The sequence below is a fragment of the Streptomyces sp. NPDC021093 genome (assembly GCF_044333135.1).
Lineage (GTDB): Bacteria > Actinomycetota > Actinomycetes > Streptomycetales > Streptomycetaceae > Streptomyces.
In genome coordinates this window covers 414069-432089 of the sequence record NZ_JBIRQJ010000004.1, presented here as the reverse complement: position 1 = coordinate 432089, position 18021 = coordinate 414069, and the positions used below count along the sequence as shown (strand labels likewise).

Genomic DNA, 18021 nt, shown 5'->3' with positions numbered 1-18021 from the left:
CCGCCCGACATCCTCATGACCCCTGCCTCGTCCCATTGTTTTCTGCGACATCGCGAAGAACTCGCTGGGACTCCGTGCGGGAAGGCCGTCGGACCGACGGCAGGGCAGAACGCACACCTGCCGTCCTCGCCCGAAAGGTCTTCTCCATGCCCTCACGTCCCTGGCCTCGCTCCGGTCGACCACCGGTTCTCGGGCACATTCACAGGAGACGGACGGAAAAACAGATCATTGGCTTGCCATACCCACCCGTCCGGCCCAGCCCCGGTACACAAACGGCCCTGCCCGTACCGGTGGGAATTCACTGCTGCGAGGGCTGTGCGGACGACGAGGGCAGCCGTGCGCCGCTCGCTGGCGCTGCGGATCCTGGCGAGGTGGGGTAGGAGTGGCTCAGGCGATCCAGCGGGCAGCCGCGTCGAAGGTGTCCGTCGGGTTGGTGTTGAACGCGATCGCCGCGTCGGGAGCGTGTCGTCGAATCAGGTTGATCACCTGCTCGAACAGCTCAAGTTGGTCTTCGGGCTTCCGCACACCGCCGCCGACAACGACGCACTCCCAGGGCCGGGCGGCCAGGGCGGCAGCGACGACCGCCGCCACGTCGTCGCTGCCGTCGAGCCCGAACAGACAGGTCTCCACGCCGACGCCGTGCTCGGCGAATCGGGCCAGGCCCACCTCCATCGCGTCGGCCACCGGCTGGGGATCCCAGGGCCCGGGAACCCGATACGGGTCGAACCCGATCACGAGGACGCGGGGTGCCGGGTCCGTTGTGTCCATCCCTGGACCCTACGCCGTGGCGGGGTCGGAGGAGTGGGCGGCGCATGGAGAGGTGACAGTCACTCAGGTCTTGTACGCCGCGCAGGAGTTGAAGGTGCCTGGGGCGCCCTGTCGGCGGTGACCGAGGCCGGCGCCGGCGTCGGTCTCAGACCAGCCCGTCGGTGTCGGCGCGCAGCCGGGTTCCGCTGTGGAACGCCTGGGCCACGGCGCCGACGAGCAGCGCCAGGAACACCGGCAGGACCGCGTAGTCCTCGGCGGGCCGGATCGCCTCCGCCAGTGGTGTCCCGCGGACCAGGAGGTTCGTGGTCATCATGCCGAGGAGGGGGACGAGGGTGCCCATCAGTACGAGGGCACCGGCGATGGCGGTGAGACGCCACGTGTTCCGAGGCACGAAGAAGTCGCCGACCCGGAAGGTGCGGGCCATCCGCAGGAGGACGGCGAGGACGGCGATCAGCAGCAGGCCGCCCACGACCCCGGGGAGGGCGAGGAGCAGGCGGTCCCCGAGCCCGGCGTCCGTGAGGACCAGCTCGGCGTGGCCGGAGCCGCGCAGTGTCACGGTTCCGGATGTCGCAGTTCCGGATACTGCGGTCCCGGATGCTGCGGTCCCGGATGCTGCGGCTTCGGGCAGCTGCGCGGCGTCGTCGACGCGGACCGTACGCGAGTCCGCCGGCGACCACGGGTCGGCGATCCCGAGTACCGGGAAGAGGACGCGGAAGAGCGCCACCAGCAACAGGGCGAGACCCAGGGCCAGTTCCAGGATGTGGTCGTTCGCCCTCGTCCACCAGGACGTGTTGTTCATGTTCCTCGGCCTCCCCGCGGCATATCGTTTTTCGATGCTATCGAAAAACGATATGCGCCGTCAACGAGGCGAGTCCCACCTCGGCCGTGTGACTGGCATCTCAAGGGCCGTACTCGACTCAACTACCAGCGGCCATACAGGAAATGCATGAGAGATGCGGGAGATCGTCTTGTAAGGAGGGGGTTCGGTGTATGTAATTCCTTCGTTTGCAAGCTGCGTGCGGAGAAGGCCGTGGTGACCGGACCGGTCGTCCGCTTCCCGCCGCGGCCGACAGATCAGCACCGAAACGGACTTGGAGCGCCTCGGATGAGCGCCACACAGAACAGCGCCAGACAGAACGGCGCCACAGAGAACAGCGGCACGCAGAGCGGCGGCATGCAGAACAGCGCCACGAAGAGCGGCGGCACACAGAGCGGCGCCGCACAGGCACCAGGCGCCGCGCAGGCCAAGGGCGGCCGTGGCAAGTTCATCCCGCTGCTGGCGCTGGGCACGTTCGCGCTGGGAGTGGACGCCTATGTGATGGCGGGGCTGCTGCCCCACGTCTCGGCGGATCTGCACATCTCCGCTTCGTCGGCCGGGCAGATGGTCACCGTCTTCACCCTCTGCTACGCGCTGGGCGGGCCGGTCTTCGCCACCCTCCTGGCCAAGCGGTCCGCGAAGGTGGTGCTCGGCGTGGCGCTCGTGGTCTTCACCATCGGCAACGCGCTGACCGCCCTCGCCCCCTCGCTGGCGGTCCTGCTGATCTCCCGCGCGGTGGCGGGCATCGGCGCGGGCGTGTACTCCCCCACAGCCGCGGCCACGGCAGCGGGCCTGACCACTCCGGAACGGCGCGGTCGCGCGCTCGCCACCGTCATGGGCGGACTGAGCATCGGCACCGTCATCGGCGTCCCGGTCGGCATGCTCCTCGCCGACCACATGGGGTGGCGCGGCACGTTGTGGCTGATCACCGGACTGGGCGCGGTCGCTCTGCTCGGCATCGTGCGGCTGCCGAAGATCGATGTGAGCCCGCCGCCCCCGCTGGGCCAGCGGGTCCGCGCCCTCGCCAGCGGCCGGGTCACCGGCATCGTCACCGTCTCGCTGCTCGGCGGCATCGCCAGCCTCGGTCTCTACACCTACCTCGCCGAGTTCCTCGCCGACGCCGCCCACACCGATCAGACGGTCTGGGCCATGTGGGCCTGGGGCGCGGGCGGCATCATCGGCAGCCTCCTCATCGGCCCCGTCGTGGACCGGACCCGGCGTCCCTTCACCGCGGTCACCTGCGTCCTGGTGCTCATCGTGGCCAGCCAGCTCGTCCTGCCCGCCGCCGCTCATGCCGCCGCGGCCGCGGCCATCGTCCCGCTCGTGATCTGGGGCGCGGCCGGCTGGGCCGTACAAGTGCCGCAGCAGCACCAGCTCATCGCGGCCCAGCCCCAGCAGCCCACGATCGCCGTCTCGCTCAACAGTTCCGCCGTCTATCTCGGCAGCGGCATCGGGTCCGCGCTCGGCGGCCTGGTGCTGGGCCTCGGCGCCGCCCCGTCCACCCTGCCGTACTGGACGGGCGGACTCTCCCTGGTCGCCCTCGTGCTGCACCTGACCGTGGTGCGGGGCGCCGTCCGCCGCGGGGAGAAGGCCGCATAACCAGCCTGACCCGCCTGACCTGCGAAAACAGTCATATGGGAAGCCAGTTGCAACTGACTAGCATTGCCCCCATGGATATCGGGCTGCGTCACTTGCGATGTTTCCTCGCGCTGGCCGAGGAACAGCACTTCACCTGGGCCGCCGACCGTCTCGGCATCTCCCAGCCGACTCTCAGCCGACAGATCCAGCGCCTGGAGGAGGTGCTGGGGCGGACGCTGGTGGACCGCAGCAGCCGCCACCCCCGCCTCACCGCGGAGGGGCGCCGGCTGCAGGCCGATCTCCAGGTCCTGCTGCCCCAGCTGGACACGGCGCTGAGGCCCGCCGAGCCGCAGCACTCGCTGCGGCTCGGCTATGCCTGGGGCTTCCCCCTCCAGCGCGGCCGCCAGGCGCAGGCCACGCTGGAGGAGCGGGATCTCGTCCTCGTGCAGACCGTGCGCCGGGACGACCGCACCGCCGGGCTGCGCGAGGGCGCCGTCGACGCGGCCCTGCTCTGGGGGACCGTCCACGATCCGCGACTGGTCACCACCGAGATCCTGCGGGAGCCGTACATCGCGGCGGTCTCCCGCAGATCCACCCTGGCCGTGCGCGAGCGGGTCACCTGGCGCGACCTCGGACGCCGCTGTCTCATCGTCAACACCGTCAGCGGCACGCTCACCCCGCAGGACTGGCCGGCCGACGCCGCCCCCGAGATCGGCGCGGAGACCGGCAACATCGAGGAGTACCTGCACGCCGTCGCCGCCCGCCGCGGTGTCGGTGTGCTCCCGGTTTCGGTGGCCGCGCAGCATCCGGACCCGGACGTCCTGTACCTGCCGCTCTCGGGCGCCCCGTCCGCCGTCCTCACGTACGCCTATCCCCGTGCCGACCCCCACCCCTACGCGGCGGCCTTCGGCCAGGCACTGCGGCAGGAGGGCCGGACCGGCGGGCGGTCCGGCTTCGTACAGGGCTCGAAAGTGACGGTCCCAGCAGGGGCGTAACCATCCGACCAGCTGGCCGTGATCGACGCGGCACCCGACCTCTCCCGCCCCGCTCCCCTCGGTGAACGCATCATCGGGGTGGTCACGCTGGTGGGCCTCTACGCGGGTCTTGTCGTCGCGCTGGAGAGCGATCTGCCCCGGTGGGCGGGCATCTGCGTGTACCTCGCCGCCCTGACGCTGCTGTTCGGATGGAGCGGCCACCATGAGGTAGCCGTGCGCAGGAGGCCCCACACCAAGCCGGAGATGGCCGTCCGGTTCTGCGGCGTCGTCTCCCTCTCCCTGCCGGGCGCCGGCCTCGTCTTCGACAACGGACCCGGCACGCTGACCGGTCACCTGGTGGCCGCCGCCGCGCCCACCCTGGCGGCCGCCGTCTACCTCGTACTGCGCTGGAGGCGGTGAACGATGACGGATGACACGGCAGCCCGACCGCCGCGCGAGGCGTTGGCCGATCTCATCCACTCCCCCAACCGGCTGGCCATCATCGCCGTCCTCAACCGGGTCCAGCGCGTCACCCACGTCGGCCTCTCCGAGAGCGGGCGGGAACGCTTCGCCGTCTACCTCGCCGATCTGCGCGCCATCGTGGACGGCGGGAGCTGAACGCCCCCAGGGGTACGTGCCGGAGCGCGACCGGCCCACCCCCAGGAGTACGGAGAGACGGAACACACGCGAGCGGGGCTTCCGGCACACAGCGCACCGGAAGCCCCGCCCCTGCCGCCCCGCCTCAACCGGCGAGGAAAGCGGCGGTAACCGACACCCTGGTCAGGCCCCTGTGGTGGAGCCCGGGCGGACGATCATCAGAACGACGACGACACCCCAGAGCAGATTGAAGATGCCGGTGGTCATGGCGAGCCTGGTGGCGGCGGCGCGGCGGGTCGTCACATCCGTCGCCGTCCCCGCCCCTGTCCCCGACTCCGTCCCCTTCTCCGCATCCGCATCCGGCTCCGCAACCGGCTCCGCATCCGGCTCTTCGAGCAGTTCCTCCTGGCCCGGGAGCACCAGCGCCAGCAGCACGCCCGCGGCCACGCCCGTCAGCACGATCGACGCGATCAGCCACGCATCGCCCAGCACCCCCATCACCGCACCGGTCGCGATGCCGAGGACCGGTACCGCGATGCCCACGGACGTATAGGCCCGGCAGATCTTGTGCAGGAACGCGGCCGTACGGAGGTCGTGGTCGTCGCCGTCTCCGCGCACGGGCCCGCCCTCCGGGGCCGGCGGTTTGGCGTAACGGGGGAACATCGACGCCGCCACGGTGATCGGCCCGATCGCCACGATCGCGACCAGCACATGGAGGGAGAGGAGCACCTTCGTCATGGGGAGGCCGGCCCTTCGGGAGTTTGCTGGCAATAGGTTGTCTGCCAATAGGTAAGCACGGATGCAGGTAAGCACAGATGCGGGGGCTTGTGTAGGCTGCCTACGCATGAAGCAGGATGCGGTACGCGGACACCTGGACGGCTTGCTGCTGGCGGTCGTCGAACCCGGCCCGTTGCACGGGTACGCGATCATCACCGCCGTGCAGGAGCGCAGCGGTGGCGCACTCGAACTGCGGACCGGGACCATCTACCCGGCACTGAACCGGCTGGAGCGGGTCGGGCTGTTGCACAGCAAGTGGGAGGGCGACGGCCAACGCAAGCGCCGTTGTTACGAGTTGACCGACGCCGGGCGGCGGTTCCTCGCCGAGGAGCGCACGGCCTGGCAGGACTTCACGGCGGCGATCGGATCGGTGCTCAACCCCGCACTCAACCCCGCCACGCTCAACCCCGCCGCACCCGCACCCCGGGGACTGGCCACATGAGCGTGTCCACCGAGCGGCACGGGGACCCCGTCGAGGAGTACGTCGCCGGGCTCGACGCCGCACTGCGCGGTCCCGTACGCGCCAAGGCCCGCCTGGTCGCGGAGATGCGGGACGGTCTCGGGGACACGGTGGCGGCGCTCGTCCACGAAGGCGTTCCGTACGAGCGTGCCGTGCACAGGGCCGTGGAGGAGTTCGGGGAGGTCGGTGAGCTGGCCGAGAGCTGTCAGCGCGAACTGACCGTCGCCCAGGCCCGGCACACCGCCCGCGTCGTGGCCCTCACCGCGCCCTTCCTGGTCGCCTGCTGGTACTTGGTGAACAGGGCCGGGCACGCACAGGACGGGGCCTTGCCGCGCGCCGCGCACTTCGTCGCCGTTCAGCTGGCCTCGGTCGCGGGTGGTGCGGTGCTGCTCGCCGGGGTGGCGCTGGCGGCCACCGGCGCGTTCGCACGGTGGCTGCCCGACCTGCGCCGGCTGCCGGTCGCCGTCGCCTGGACGGGGACCACCGCGAGCGCGGCGATGGCCGTGGCCACGCTCGCGCTCGCCGGTGCGTCGGTGCTCGCCGAGGAATGGGTGCTGACGGCCGTGGCCTGTGCGCTTGCCGCGGCGTCGCACGCCGTTGTCGCGGGCTCGGCCAGGGCGTGCCGGGCCTGTGCCCTGAAGTAGCGGCCCGGGAGAAATAACCACAGGCCGTCGGCCCGTACGCTCCGTAGCATGCCGCGCATGGAGACTTCGATGCGTGAACTGACCGCGGATGAAGAGGAGCTCGTCGCCTACGCGCGGGAGATCGTCGACACCCATGGGGACGGCGAGGCCGGTATCCACACCATGGGGGCCGCCGTGCGCGGTGCCGACGGGCGGATGCACGGCGGGATCAACGTCTTCCACTTCACCGGCGGCCCCTGCGCCGAGCTGGTCGCGCTGGGCAACGCGCGGGCCTCGGGCGCCCGGGAGCTGGTGGCGATCGTCGCCGTGGGGGACGGCGGGCGCGGGCCGGTGAACCCGTGCGGCCGGGACCGGCAGGTGCTGCTCGACTTCCATCCCGGGATCCGGGTGATCCTGCCGACCACGGACGGCCTGCGGAGCGTACGGAACGAGGAGTTGATGCCGTACGCGACCCGGTGGACGCCGGAGGACGGCGCGGGCACCGTGCTGGAAGAGGGGTAGGGACAGTCATGAGTGCTGCGGCGGGGAACGCGTGGCCCGGGGCGCTGGTCGGGGCCGAGTGGCTGGCAGCGCACACGGGAGCAGCGGGACCGGTGGTGCTGGACGCGTCCGTGGGCGCGCATCGGCGCAAGGGGCCCTGGATTCCGGGCGCCCGGATCTTCGACATCGACGGGGAGATGTCGGACCACGGGACCGGCCTGCCGCCGCACACCATGCCGGAGATCGAGCAATTCGCCGCACGGGTACGGGCGTTGGGGATCAGCAGCGACGAGCGGGTCGTCGTCTACGACGCGGTCGGGATCTACTCCAGTGCACGCGCCTGGTGGATGCTGCGCACCCTGGGCTTCGACCGGGTCGCCGTACTGGACGGCGGGCTGCCGAGGTGGTTGGCGGCCGGCCTGCCGGTCGAGGACCAGCCGGTCACCCAAGTCGCTTCTGCTGACGGTGAGTTCGTCGTACGGGAGAAGACCGGGGCGTTCGTTGGGCGGGACGAGGTGCGGGCGGCACTGGAGGACGGACGCACCACGGTGCTCGACGCGCGCAGCCGTGGGCGGTTCGCCGGTACGGACCCTGAGCCCCGGGCCGGGCTGCGCGGAGGGCACATGCCGGGGGCGGTGAACCTGCCGTTCGGAGAGCTGCAGGACGGGCACGGACGGATGCGTCCGGCGGTGGAGCTGCGGGAGGTGTTCCGCGAACTGGCGGGAGTGGAGGGGCCGTTGGTGGTCAGCTGCGGCTCCGGGGTGACCGCGTGCGTGCTGGCGCTGGGGGCCGAGCTGGCCGGGCGTACGGACGTTTCCGTGTACGACGGGTCGTGGAGCGAGTGGGGGCTGGAGGGGGCGGGGACGCCGGTGGTGACTGGGGAGGCGTGAAGGAGCGGGTGGGGCTGCGGATGCCCCGCATGACTCCTGCGCCTCCGGTGTCTTCTGCGCCGCCAGCGCCGCCAGCGCTTCCAGTACGTCAAGCGCACATCAAGTACTCGCCAGGATTTGACGGCATTCGTCAGTGACGCGTCAACTCCCGTCGACCCGGTGGATTCCCCCGCATAGCCTCCCCCTCATGGGAGCCGAGGGAGGACCGGCGTGCGGCCCGGGGGGCAGCCGTGCGTACGACACCGAGTGGGGCGATGACGTACGGCATGCCGTGCGGTGCGCCCTGATGTTGCTGGTGATGCTGTTGGTGATCGACGTGAGTGCCGATTCGGCGAGCTGGCCGCGAGCGGCGCTGTGGGCCGGGCTGGCCGGGCTGCTGCTGGTGATCCTGGTGCCGGTACGGGTCAGCGCGGGGGCCGGGTGGCTCGTCGCCCGCGGGGTGTTCGGCGTGCATGTCGTCCGTACGGACCGGCTGGTGTCGGTGCGGTGGGCGGACGGGGTCGCGCAGCGGATGGTGCTGCGGGACGCCGACGGGGGCAGGGTCGAGCTCGACCCCAAGGTGCTGGTCGCCAATCCGGCGCTGTGGCGGCTGCTCGACACCGACGCACGCGCGTGCGTCGCGCACGGCACGCTGCTGTGCGGGACGACGGCGCTGCGGCAGCTCGGGGACCGGATCGACCGGGAGACGGCGCGGACGGTGTTCCGGGTCTCGGGGCTGGAGTAGGCCTCGGGGCTGGAGTAGGCCTCGGGGTTGGAGAAGCGGGGGCGGCTCCTTTGCACCCGCTGCCCCAACCCCCTTCCTCATGGCCCTACTTGCCGCAGTACGCATCCTTCGCGGGCCGCGCTCCGGTGGTCAGGTACTTGCTCACCAGGTCGTCGCCGCACGCGTTGCCGTTCTTCAGGTAGGCCCCGTGGCCGCCCGGGTCCTCGACCGTGACCATACGGGCCCGGTCGCCGAGCGCCTCGCGCATCTTGAGGGCGCCGAAGTACGGGGTGGCGGGGTCGCGGCGGTTCTGGACCATCAGTACGTTCGAGGGGCCTTCAGAGGTGATCCGGGTGGGCTTCTCGGCCGGGGCCCGCCAGAACGAGCAGGGCGTGATGTTGGCGGGCAGGCCCGCGGTGAGGGGGAAGCGGGCCCGGTTCTCAGCGACGCTCTTGCGGTACGCGTCGACCGTGCCGGGGCCGGTCGGCCAGCGCACGTCGTTGCAGATGACGGCCATCGTGATGGCCGCGTCCTCGTCCGGCAGCGGCCCTGACACGTCGGGCGTCAGCACCGGCCTGTCCTCGGGGTCCGCCTTGAGGGCCTGCTGGATCATCGTGGCGAGCGGCCCGAACTCGTTGCCGTACAGGGCGTTGTGGAGGGACTGGCGCAGCCGGTTGCCGGTGAGGGGGACGCCGCTCGTGGTCGACTCCATCGGGGAGCGGTCCAGACGGGCGGCCAGCCTGAGCACCAACTCCCTTACCTGACCGGGCTGTTGGGCGAGTCGCAGCTTGCCCTGCGCCGGGTCGGCGGCCCACTTCGCGAAGTCGGGGAAGCGGTCCTCGACGGCCTGTCCGGTGTTCACCATCCAGCCCTGTGCGACCCGGTTCGGGTCGGGGTCACCGATGCTGTCCAGCACCCAGCGGTCCGTGCGGTGCGGGAACTTCTGCGCGTACACCGCGGAGACGTACGCCCCGTACGAGACGCTCCAGGTGGAGATCTTCCGCTCGCCGAGCGCGCGCCGGAGCAGATCCATGTCCCGTGCCTGGTTGGCGGAGGTGAAGCTGCGGAGGACGGCGCCGCCGTTGCGGGCACAGAGGTCGGCGGTGCGGCGGGAACGGTCGACGTTCTCGTCGATCCGGCCGTCCGGTCCCGGCCAGGACCGCAGGGTCACCACATGGCGGTCGGCGGGCGGGAGTTGGCAGCTCGCTCTGGTGCTGCCGCCGACCCCGCGCGGGTCGAAAGCGACGAGGTCGTACGTGCCCTCCATGCGGGGCAGCAGCGCCTTGCTCTTCGGCGCGAGCTGCTGCACACCGGAGCCGCCCGGCCCGCCCGGGAGGACCATGAGCACCCCCCGGCGCTTGTCGGGGCGGTCGCTGCGGATGCGGGAGACCGCGAGGGAGAGCCGGGGGCCGGTGGGGTCCCGGTAGTCGAGCGGGACGGGAAGGGTGGCGCACTCCTGGGCGGCGGGGCCGCCCGGCTGGACGCAGGGGGTCCAGGTGAGGGAGGGAGTGGCGGGGGTCGCGGCGGCTGTGTTGCCGCCGGCCATGGAGAGGGACGTGGCGACGGCGGCCGTCGACAGGGCGAGGAGGAGGCTCTTGGTGCGGTAACTGGGCATGCACTGAAGCTAGTTGGGCGCTCGCACGAGCCCCATCGGGCAGGCTGGCGGGTGTGGGGTGGGGGTAGCCACAGGGTGGGGCGGATGGGGTGGCACGGGTGGGGCGGCAGGGGTGAGGTGGGCCGGGACGGGTGAGGTGGGCCGGGACGGGTGGGGCGGTTTGGTGCGTGCGGGCTGTGGAGCGGTGCTGTCACCGATGCCCTCACACGTCGGCCGGGCCGAATCTTCAGCCCGGCCGACGTCGAACAGCCGGTCCCGAAGCGGACTCCGGGGTTCGCCCCGGGCCGAGCCCGGGGGTCCGGACGCCGGGATCCGGGGTCCGAGTCCGGGGGCCGGGGCCGGGGCCGGGGGCCGGGGCCGGGGCCGGGGGCCGAGGCCGGGGGCCGGGGCCGGGGGCCGGGGCCAGGGGCCGGGGCCAGGGGCCGGGGCCAGGGGCCGGGGCCAGGGGCCGGGGCCAGGGGCCGAGGCCAGGGGCCGGGGCCAGGGGCCGAGGCCAGGGCCGGGGCCAGGGGCCGAGGCCAGGGCCGGGGGCCGGAGGCCAGGGCCGGGGGCCGGAGGCCAGGGCCGGGGGCCGGAGGCCAGGGCCCGGGGGCCGGGCCCAGGGGCCAGACGCCGGGGGTCAGGGGCCGGGACTGAGAGTCCGGCCCCTGGGCCGGGACGGGCCCCGGGGCCCGTCCCGAGGGGGTGGACGCGGGCAGGGCCGCCCCGGCCCCGCCCCCCCAAGCGGGACGGGGGAAGTCCGCTGCTGTTCGGCAGCGCCCCATAGGGGCGCGGGGAACTGCGCGACCAGCCACGACGGCGCCGCAGATGAGCAACGGCACCCCGCGGCACATCCAGCGGAGCGCTCAGCGCTTGCCGTGGTCCGTGTCCGGGGTCCAGCTCTCGCGGCTGCCCGCGTGTTTGGCGCGGAGGCCTTCGTCGTACTCGACTTCTTCCTTGCGGATCTGGCCCGAGACCTCCTGCTGTTCGGTCACCTTGTAGACCTCCAGGCGGACCCGTTCCACCGGGACGGTCTCCTTGCTCATCACCGCGCGCTCCTCGTGGAGGACCACTTCCACCTGGCCCTCGCCGATGTTGGCCGCCGTGCGGCCCGTTCGGCGTTCCTCGTCGGTGATCGGCACGCGGGTGACGCGTACCTCTTCGTGGCTGACCTCGACGGCCTTCGTCACGTCCTCCGTCACCACACGCTTGCGCAGCTGTGCGCGGCCGCTCTCGTGTTCCTCGGTCGCGACGTTCAACCGCTCCTCGGAGAGCAGGATTTCCTCGGTCTGGCCCTTGGTGCCGGTCGTGCCGGGGGCGGTGCGTCCTGTCATGTCGGCTGCCGCGCCGCGGGTCGGTGCGCCCGCGCCCGCCAGGGTTCGGGCGCCGCCCGTTCCGGCTCCGGCCAGGGGACGGGTGGTGGCCTGCACTCGGCCCGAGGCAGAGGCAGAGGCGGAGGCAGGGGTGGTGAGGGGGGCGGAGGTGGGCCTCGCGTGGGTTGCGGCCGTTGCCGCGCCGCCGGCCGTTCCGCCCGCAATGCCGCCCGCCATTCCGGTGCCCATCGCCGCCGTCGTGCCCGCGAACGCGGTCGCGTGGTGGTCCGTCGAGGTGTCCGCGGCGGTGTCCGCGGCGGTGTCCGTGGCGGTGTCCGTGGCGGTGTCCGTCAACGTGTCCTGCGAGGGCGCCTCGCGGGCCACGAAGCCGTCGCCGTACACCTCTCCGCCCCGGCCCGTCGTACCGTCCTGGCCCGTCAGACCGTAGTGCTGGTAGAGGGTGCCCTCCTCCGTACGGTCCAGGTGGCCGTCGACGTCGATGCGCGGCGCGTCCTTGATGAGGTCCTTGCTGTGCGGGACCCGCAGACCGTTGTCGGTGCGGGTGGCGCCCGCCAGCGGGACGAAGGTCTCCTTGGTGCCGAACAGCCCGGTCCTCACCGTGACCCACTCCGGTTGCCCGGTGCTGTCGTCTCGGTAGACCTTCTGCACGGCCCCGACCTTGTTGCCCTCGGCGTCGACCAGGTTCGCGCCGGACAGGTCCTCAGGGGTGTAGCCGTTGGGAGCGGTCATGGGCTCTTCTTCTCCTTTCGCGCAGCACCGATGCAGCACCGATTCAGTGCGATGCCCTGCGCATACGTCCAGTGCGCGGGACCGCCGCGCCGCCCGCGACCGCAGTGATCGCCCCGGCGGACGATCGCCGTACCCGCCGGGGCCGCCCCTCCCGCCTTAGCAGGCCTTTCGGGGGCCATCGGGCGGGTTCCCCACCATGTACTCCGTTCGAGTGAACCGGCCGGGGCATGCGCTCTTGCCCGCAACCGTCACGACCGGTCACCGTGCGGTCCTTACGCTGACAGTGACGCCCTAACGAGCCACACTGGTACGCACATTGAGAGCACATCGAGATCCGCGTGTGGGGGCGACATGGCACTCGGCTACACCCGGCGCACCGGCACGCTGCCCGTCGAAGTGACGGGCTTCGTCGGCCGCGTCGCGGAGCTCGACCGGGTCCGGGAGCTGCTGCGCCGGTCCCGGCTCGCCACCCTGATCGGGCCGGGCGGCGTCGGCAAGAGCCGTCTCGCGCTGCGTACCGCGCTCTCCCTGAAGGGGGAGTACGACGACGGAGTCGTACTCGTCGAGCTGTCCGCCCTGCACGACCCCGAGCTGCTGCCCGGCGCCGTCGCCGACGCGCTGGGGCTGCCCGAGCAGTCCGGGCGGGTGATGGTGGACGTGGTGGTCGAGCATCTGGAGGACCTGCGTCTGCTGCTGGTGCTGGACACGTGCGAGCACCTCCTCGACGCGTGCGCGCTCCTCGCCGACCTGCTGCTGCGCGAGGCGCCGGGCGTCACCCTCCTCGCGACCAGCCGCCAGCCGCTCGACGTCCCCGGTGAACACACCCTGCTCGTACCGCCGTTGGGCGACGAGGACGCGATCGAGCTGTTCGCCCAGCGGGCCGCTGCCGTCGTCCCCGGCTTCGCGGTGACCGACGGCAACCGCGGGGACGTACTCGCCCTGTGCACCCGTCTCGACGGCATCCCCCTCGCCATCGAGCTCGCGACCGTACGGCTGCGGGCGCTGCCCCTCGCACAGCTGGCCGCCCGCCTGGAACAGCGCTTCCAGGTGCTGACCGGCGGCCGGCGCAGCGCGGCCCTGCCCCGCCACCAGACGCTCCGCACCGCCATCGACTGGAGCCACGACCTCTGCTCCGAGCCCGAACGGCTGCTGTGGGCACGGCTCTCGGTGTTCGCCGGATCCTTCGACCTGACCGCCGTCGAGGAGGTCTGTTCCGACGACGAGGAGCACGGCAGTCTCGCCCGTTCGGAGATCCTGGAGCATCTGGTCGGGCTCGTCGACAAGTCCGTCGTCCTGCGGGACGGCGACGAGGGCGCCCGCTACCGGCTGCTCGACACGATCCGCGAGTACGGCGCCGACAGGTGTACGGAGGCGGAGCGCGAGCGGTGCAGACGGCGCCACCGGGACCACTACCTGGGGCGCGCCTCGTACTTCTTCGAGATGCTGCTCACCGCCGAACAGGTGCCGCTCTACTGGCAGTTGCACCGCGACCTCGCCGATCTGCGCAGCGCACTGGAGTACTCGCTGTCGCGGCCGGACGGGGTGCGGCCCGCCCTGGTGATGGCGGGCAGGCTGTGGCCGTTCTGGTCGACGGCGGGGCTGCTCAAGGAGGGCAGGTACTGGCTGGGCAAGGGCCTCGCCCTGGACCACGAGCCGTCGCGGGAGCGCTCGCAGGCACTGCTCTGGGGGAGCCTGCTGGCCGTCATGCAGGGGGACGTCGGGCCCGCGCTCGCGGGTTTCCAGGAGACCTGCCGGATCGCCGAGGCGTGCGGCTCCGAACTCGACCGGGTGCTGGCCCTCGGCTACATCGGCGGCATCGCCTGGATGTCGGGCGACGAGGCCAACGGGCGCGGCACCTCCTCCGAGGCCCTCGCCGGGCAGCTCCGCATCGGCGACCCGCTCGGCCTGGTGGTGCACCACCACACCAGCGCGTACATCCAATCGCTGATACGTCGCTCCGACGAGTCCGACGCGCACGCCGACGAGGCACTGCGGCGGATCTCCGAGGCCCCCGGCGGCGGCGTCGGCGAATGCATGATCACCAGCCAGGTGCTCGGCATCAAGGGCATGGCCGCCTGGACCAGGGGCGACGCCCCCGAAAGCGTCCGGCTCGCCCGCGAATCACTGCGCTCCAGCCGGGAGTTGAGAGACTCCTACGCCGCGACGAACTCCCTGGAGCTGCTGGCCTGGGGGTCCGCCGAGACCGGCTGCAACCGTCTCGCCGCCTGGCTGCTCGGCACCTGCAGCGAGCTCTGGCGCAAGATCGGCTCCCCCATGATCGGCGTGGCCATCTACCAGGACGACCACTCGCGGGTGGAGGAGCAGGTGCGCGGGGCGCTGGGCCCCGCGGAGTTCCAGCTGCTCTTCGCACAGGGCGCCCAGCTCTCGCTCGACCAGGCGGTGGAGCTGGCCCTGGCCGGTGCCACCCGCCCGTTGAACCCGACCGGTCCCGGCGACCGGCCGCCCTCGTACGAGAGCCTCACCCGGCGCGAACGCGAGGTCGCCACCCTCGTCTCGGCCGGTCTCACCAACCGGGAGATCTCCGAGCAGCTGGTCATCTCCAAGCGGACGGCCGACGCGCACATCGAGCACATCCTGGCCAAGCTGGGCTTCTCGTCCCGCACCCAGATCGCGGCCCTGGCACAGGGGCGGGGGCTGCCGCGACCCAGGACGTCGGAGCGCGGAGCGAACGGCAGCGCGCGGGGCGGCGGCATCCCGGGCAAGGAACCAGGCGCGGGTACGGGTACGGGCGCTGGCTCCGGCACGCCCAGGCGGCGTTCCGACGGCCGGAGTTAGCCGGGACTCCCGGTAGCCGGAACCGTACGCTGGGATGCGGTGCCCCCGACGGGCCGCACCGGTACGCACCTTGAGCACCGCACATGGGGGCGACATGGCACTCGGCTACACCCGGCGCACCGGCACACTGCCCCTCGAAGTGACGGGCTTCGTCGGCCGCACCGCTGAACTGCACCAGGTGCGGGAGCTGTTGCGCCGGTCCCGGCTCGTCACCCTGATCGGGCCCGGCGGCGTCGGCAAGAGCCGGCTCGCGCTGCGTACCGCGCTCGGTGCGAAGGGCGAGTTCGACGACGGCGGCGTCCTCGTCGAACTGTCCGCGCTGCACGACCCCGAGCTGCTGCCCGGCGCCGTCGCCGACGCGCTGGGGCTTCCCGAGCAGACCGGCCGGGACATGCTCGACGTCGTCATGGAGCACCTCGCGCCGCGCCGGATGCTGCTGGTGCTGGACACGTGCGAGCACCTCCTCGACGCGTGCGCGCTCCTCGCCGACCTGCTGCTGCGGGAGGTGCCGGGCGTCACCGTCCTCGCGACGAGCCGCCAGCCGCTCGACGTTCCGGGCGAACACACCCTGCCTGTACCGCCGTTGGAGAACGGAGACGCGGTCGCGCTGTTCGCGCAGCGGGCCGCAGCCGTGCTGCCCGGCTTCACCGTCGACGCAGGCAACCGCGCCGACGTCACCGCCCTGTGCAGGCGCCTCGACGGCATCCCGCTCGCCATCGAGCTCGCGACCGTACGGCTGCGGGCGCTGCCCCTCGCGCAGCTCACCGCACGTCTGGAGCACCGCTTCCAGCTCCTCACCGGCGGGCGGCGCAGCGCCGTGCTCCCGCGCCACCAGACGCTCCGTACGGCCATCGACTGGAGCCACGACCTCTGCTCCGAGCCCGAACGGCTGCTGTGGGCACGGCTCTCGGTGTTCGCCGGGCCCTTCGACCTGACCGCCGTCGAGGAGATCTGCGCGGGGGACGAGGGAGAGGAGGGGGACGAGGAGGGGGACGAGGAGGGGGACGAGGAGGGGCACCCGGAGGGGGACGCGCTGCCGCGTGCGGAGGTGCTGGAGTTCCTGGTCGGGCTCGTCGACAAGTCCGTCGTCCTGCGGGTCGGCGAGGACGGGTCCCGCTACCGGCTGCTCGACACGATCCGCGAGTACGGCGCCGACCGGTGCGCCGAGGCGGAGCGGGTACGGCTGTCGCGGCGGCACCAGGACCACTACTTCGCGCGCGCCCGGCACTTCGCCGAGCACATCGTCACCTCAGAACAGGTGCCGCTGTACTGGCAGTTGCACCACGACCTGGCCAATCTGCGCAGCGCCCTTGAGCATGCGCTGGCCCGCCCGGACGGGGTGCGGCCCGCGCTGCGGGCGGCGGCCGGGCTGTGGCCGTTCTGGGCCGTCGCGGGCCTGTTCAAGGAGGGCAGGTACTGGATCGACAAGGGCCTCGCGCTCGAACCGGAACCCTGCGAGGAACGCGCGGCGGGCTTCCTGTGGGGTTCGCTCCTGGCCACCATGCAGGGCGACGTCGAACCCGCGCTGACGGGCTTCGAAGCGGCCCGCCTGGTCGCCGCCCAGGCCGGTGACGAGCTGGGCCTCGCCCTGGCCCTCGGCTATGCGGGCGGCGTCGGCTGGCTGTTCGGCGACGAGGCGAACGGGCGCCGGATGCTGGACGACTCCCTGGTGATGCAGCACCGGCTGGACGACCACTTCGGCCTGATCGTGCACCACTACCAGCGGGCCTACATGCACTCCCTGCTGCGCCATGCCGACGAGGCCACCCTGCACGCCGACGAGGCGCTGCGCCGGATCGCGTCGGGCCCCGGCGCGGGCTCCGACGGCGCCGCGGGGGAGTGCATGGTCAGGAGCCAGGCCCTGGGCGTCAAGGGGATGGCCGCCTGGGTGCGCGGCGACCCGGCGGAGGCCTTCCGCCTCGCCGTCGAGTCGGTGACGCTCAGCCGCGAACTCCAGGACGTCTTCGGCACCACGAACTGTCTGGAGCTGCTCGCCTGGGGCGCCGCCGGTACGGACCGCACCCGCCTCGCGGCCTGGCTGCTGGGTGCCTGCGGCGAGCTGTGGCGCACGATCGGCAACCCGATGATCGGGGTCGCCCTCTATCCGGACGACCGCGCCCGGGTCGAGGCCGCCGTACGCGAGCAGCTGGGCGAGGCGACGTACGCGCGCCTCTTCGCGCAGGGCGCCCGGCTGCCCCTGGACCGGGTGGTCGAGCTGGCGCTGGCCGAGTCCCCGGTCCCGGCACCGGCCCCGCCGCCGCGCCGGGGCGCCGGCCGGTCCGCCGCCCGTGGCCCCTTCACCGGCCCGGTCACCGGGCCGCTCGCCGACCAGCTCACCGACCACCTCACCCGGCGCGAACGCGAGGTCGCCGCCCTCGTCTCGGCGGGCCTGACCAACCGGGAGATCTCCGAACGCCTGGTCATCTCCAAGCGCACCGCCGACGCCCACGTCGAGCACATCCTGGCCAAGCTGGGCTTCTCGTCCCGCACCCAGATCGCGGCGCTGGCCGACGAGCCGTCGCCGGCCCGGCTTCAGTCCTTCGACGACGGCCTGCGGTAGCGGGCGGCGGCGCTCAGCAGCGCGAGGACGAGGACCAGACCGAGGACGACCCGGGCGGCGACGGGCAGATCGGGACCGGCCGCGGCGAGACCGACGGCGAGGCTGTCGACATGAAGGCTGTCGACGTGGCCGTCGACGCAGCTGTCGACGAGGCTCGCGGCGTGCATGAGGTTCATGGCTGCCGTTTTCCCCGGCCCCCGCGCCGACGAACGCGCTGTCCCTCCGACGAGCGGTCCCCTCCCCCCTCCCATTGACGCCTGCCCCGTCGACGCCTGCCCCGTCCCTCCCTCATCCCCGCATCTCCCGGACTTCCCATGACT

Annotated in this window: 17 protein-coding genes; 11 read left to right on the top strand and 6 right to left on the bottom strand. The window is 72.5% G+C overall.

All coding sequences use genetic code 11. The features are described 5' to 3' along the window. Nucleotides 1–387: 387 nt before the first annotated feature. Both ACH4SP_RS14480 and ACH4SP_RS14475 read right to left on the bottom strand, forming a co-directional pair. The gene (locus ACH4SP_RS14480; protein WP_398414432.1) at nt 388–768 is read right to left on the bottom strand and encodes a hypothetical protein; all 381 of its coding nucleotides are present in this window, start codon (nt 766–768) and stop codon (nt 388–390) included. A gap of 145 nt (nt 769–913) precedes the next feature. After that, on the bottom strand, nt 914–1567 hold the full coding sequence (locus tag ACH4SP_RS14475; RefSeq protein WP_398414429.1) for a DUF2975 domain-containing protein: 654 nt from the start codon (nt 1565–1567) through the stop codon (nt 914–916). 306 nt (nt 1568–1873) lie between these two features. Here ACH4SP_RS14475 and ACH4SP_RS14470 point away from each other — a divergent pair, with 306 nt between their 5' ends. The 4 genes from ACH4SP_RS14470 (at nt 1874) to ACH4SP_RS14455 (ending at nt 4755) form a co-directional block, all read left to right on the top strand. Then, complete coding sequence (locus ACH4SP_RS14470; RefSeq protein WP_398414427.1) at nt 1874–3184, top strand: MFS transporter; 1311 nt, start codon at nt 1874–1876, stop codon at nt 3182–3184. A gap of 71 nt (nt 3185–3255) precedes the next feature. Then, the gene (locus tag ACH4SP_RS14465) at nt 3256–4158 is read left to right on the top strand and encodes a LysR family transcriptional regulator (RefSeq protein ID WP_398414425.1); all 903 of its coding nucleotides are present in this window, start codon (nt 3256–3258) and stop codon (nt 4156–4158) included. Nucleotides 4159–4176: 18 nt separating this feature from the next. Next, nucleotides 4177–4557: a hypothetical protein gene (locus ACH4SP_RS14460; protein ID WP_398414423.1), complete on the top strand. Its 381-nt coding sequence runs from the start codon at nt 4177–4179 to the stop codon at nt 4555–4557. Between the two features lie 3 nt (nt 4558–4560). Then, complete coding sequence (locus ACH4SP_RS14455; RefSeq protein WP_398414421.1) at nt 4561–4755, top strand: hypothetical protein; 195 nt, start codon at nt 4561–4563, stop codon at nt 4753–4755. Between the two features lie 162 nt (nt 4756–4917). On the opposite strand, the gene ACH4SP_RS14450 is transcribed toward ACH4SP_RS14455, so the two are convergent. Next, nucleotides 4918–5472 carry a hypothetical protein gene (locus ACH4SP_RS14450; protein WP_398414419.1) on the bottom strand — a complete coding sequence of 185 codons (555 nt, stop codon included), beginning with the start codon at nt 5470–5472 and terminating at the stop codon, nt 4918–4920. 106 nt (nt 5473–5578) lie between these two features. On the opposite strand from ACH4SP_RS14450, the gene ACH4SP_RS14445 reads away from it, so the two are divergent. From ACH4SP_RS14445 to ACH4SP_RS14425, 5 genes are all read left to right on the top strand, one after another. After that, the gene (locus tag ACH4SP_RS14445) at nt 5579–5953 is read left to right on the top strand and encodes a PadR family transcriptional regulator (protein WP_398414417.1); all 375 of its coding nucleotides are present in this window, start codon (nt 5579–5581) and stop codon (nt 5951–5953) included. Next, the gene (locus ACH4SP_RS14440) at nt 5950–6615 is read left to right on the top strand and encodes a permease prefix domain 1-containing protein (RefSeq protein WP_398414416.1); all 666 of its coding nucleotides are present in this window, start codon (nt 5950–5952) and stop codon (nt 6613–6615) included. The genes ACH4SP_RS14445 and ACH4SP_RS14440 overlap by 4 nt, the downstream gene beginning before the upstream one ends. A 57-nt stretch (nt 6616–6672) precedes the next feature. Beyond that, entirely contained in the window at nt 6673–7116 is a 444-nt protein-coding gene (locus tag ACH4SP_RS14435; RefSeq protein ID WP_398414414.1) for a cytidine deaminase family protein, read from the top strand. 8 nt (nt 7117–7124) lie between these two features. Continuing rightward, complete coding sequence (locus tag ACH4SP_RS14430; RefSeq protein ID WP_398414412.1) at nt 7125–7985, top strand: sulfurtransferase; 861 nt, start codon at nt 7125–7127, stop codon at nt 7983–7985. 187 nt (nt 7986–8172) lie between these two features. Next, nucleotides 8173–8709 (top strand): hypothetical protein, encoded by a 537-nt coding sequence (locus ACH4SP_RS14425; protein ID WP_398414410.1) that lies wholly within the window; start codon nt 8173–8175, stop codon nt 8707–8709. Between the two features lie 85 nt (nt 8710–8794). On the opposite strand, the gene ACH4SP_RS14420 is transcribed toward ACH4SP_RS14425, so the two are convergent. Then, nucleotides 8795–10303 (bottom strand): alpha/beta hydrolase, encoded by a 1509-nt coding sequence (locus ACH4SP_RS14420; RefSeq protein WP_398414408.1) that lies wholly within the window; start codon nt 10301–10303, stop codon nt 8795–8797. A gap of 845 nt (nt 10304–11148) precedes the next feature. Next, complete coding sequence (locus tag ACH4SP_RS14415; protein WP_398414405.1) at nt 11149–12345, bottom strand: YsnF/AvaK domain-containing protein; 1197 nt, start codon at nt 12343–12345, stop codon at nt 11149–11151. A gap of 351 nt (nt 12346–12696) precedes the next feature. On the opposite strand from ACH4SP_RS14415, the gene ACH4SP_RS14410 reads away from it, so the two are divergent. Both ACH4SP_RS14410 and ACH4SP_RS14405 read left to right on the top strand, forming a co-directional pair. Next, entirely contained in the window at nt 12697–15141 is a 2445-nt protein-coding gene (locus ACH4SP_RS14410; protein WP_398414403.1) for an ATP-binding protein, read from the top strand. Nucleotides 15142–15211: 70 nt separating this feature from the next. Continuing rightward, nucleotides 15212–17701 (top strand): ATP-binding protein, encoded by a 2490-nt coding sequence (locus ACH4SP_RS14405; protein WP_398414401.1) that lies wholly within the window; start codon nt 15212–15214, stop codon nt 17699–17701. On the opposite strand, the gene ACH4SP_RS14400 is transcribed toward ACH4SP_RS14405, so the two are convergent. Then, the gene (locus ACH4SP_RS14400; protein ID WP_398414399.1) at nt 17674–17877 is read right to left on the bottom strand and encodes a hypothetical protein; all 204 of its coding nucleotides are present in this window, start codon (nt 17875–17877) and stop codon (nt 17674–17676) included. The two genes, ACH4SP_RS14405 and ACH4SP_RS14400, sit on opposite strands and share 28 nt — an antisense overlap. Between the last annotated feature and the right edge of the window lie 144 nt (nt 17878–18021).

Excerpts from the sequence above, each read along its gene's own strand:
- ACH4SP_RS14480 (WP_398414432.1), bottom strand. The coding sequence starts at position 768 with ATGGACACAACGGACCCGGCACCCCGCGTCCTCGTGATCGGGTTCGAC.
- ACH4SP_RS14475 (WP_398414429.1), bottom strand. The coding sequence starts at position 1,567 with ATGAACAACACGTCCTGGTGGACGAGGGCGAACGACCACATCCTGGAA.
- ACH4SP_RS14470 (WP_398414427.1), top strand. The coding sequence starts at position 1,874 with ATGAGCGCCACACAGAACAGCGCCAGACAGAACGGCGCCACAGAGAAC.
- ACH4SP_RS14465 (WP_398414425.1), top strand. The coding sequence starts at position 3,256 with ATGGATATCGGGCTGCGTCACTTGCGATGTTTCCTCGCGCTGGCCGAG.
- ACH4SP_RS14455 (WP_398414421.1), top strand. The coding sequence starts at position 4,561 with ATGACGGATGACACGGCAGCCCGACCGCCGCGCGAGGCGTTGGCCGAT.
- ACH4SP_RS14450 (WP_398414419.1), bottom strand. The coding sequence starts at position 5,472 with ATGACGAAGGTGCTCCTCTCCCTCCATGTGCTGGTCGCGATCGTGGCG.
- ACH4SP_RS14445 (WP_398414417.1), top strand. The coding sequence starts at position 5,579 with ATGAAGCAGGATGCGGTACGCGGACACCTGGACGGCTTGCTGCTGGCG.
- ACH4SP_RS14440 (WP_398414416.1), top strand. The coding sequence starts at position 5,950 with ATGAGCGTGTCCACCGAGCGGCACGGGGACCCCGTCGAGGAGTACGTC.
- ACH4SP_RS14435 (WP_398414414.1), top strand. The coding sequence starts at position 6,673 with ATGGAGACTTCGATGCGTGAACTGACCGCGGATGAAGAGGAGCTCGTC.
- ACH4SP_RS14430 (WP_398414412.1), top strand. The coding sequence starts at position 7,125 with ATGAGTGCTGCGGCGGGGAACGCGTGGCCCGGGGCGCTGGTCGGGGCC.
- ACH4SP_RS14425 (WP_398414410.1), top strand. The coding sequence starts at position 8,173 with ATGGGAGCCGAGGGAGGACCGGCGTGCGGCCCGGGGGGCAGCCGTGCG.
- ACH4SP_RS14420 (WP_398414408.1), bottom strand. The coding sequence starts at position 10,303 with ATGCCCAGTTACCGCACCAAGAGCCTCCTCCTCGCCCTGTCGACGGCC.
- ACH4SP_RS14415 (WP_398414405.1), bottom strand. The coding sequence starts at position 12,345 with ATGACCGCTCCCAACGGCTACACCCCTGAGGACCTGTCCGGCGCGAAC.
- ACH4SP_RS14410 (WP_398414403.1), top strand. The coding sequence starts at position 12,697 with ATGGCACTCGGCTACACCCGGCGCACCGGCACGCTGCCCGTCGAAGTG.
- ACH4SP_RS14400 (WP_398414399.1), bottom strand. The coding sequence starts at position 17,877 with ATGAACCTCATGCACGCCGCGAGCCTCGTCGACAGCTGCGTCGACGGC.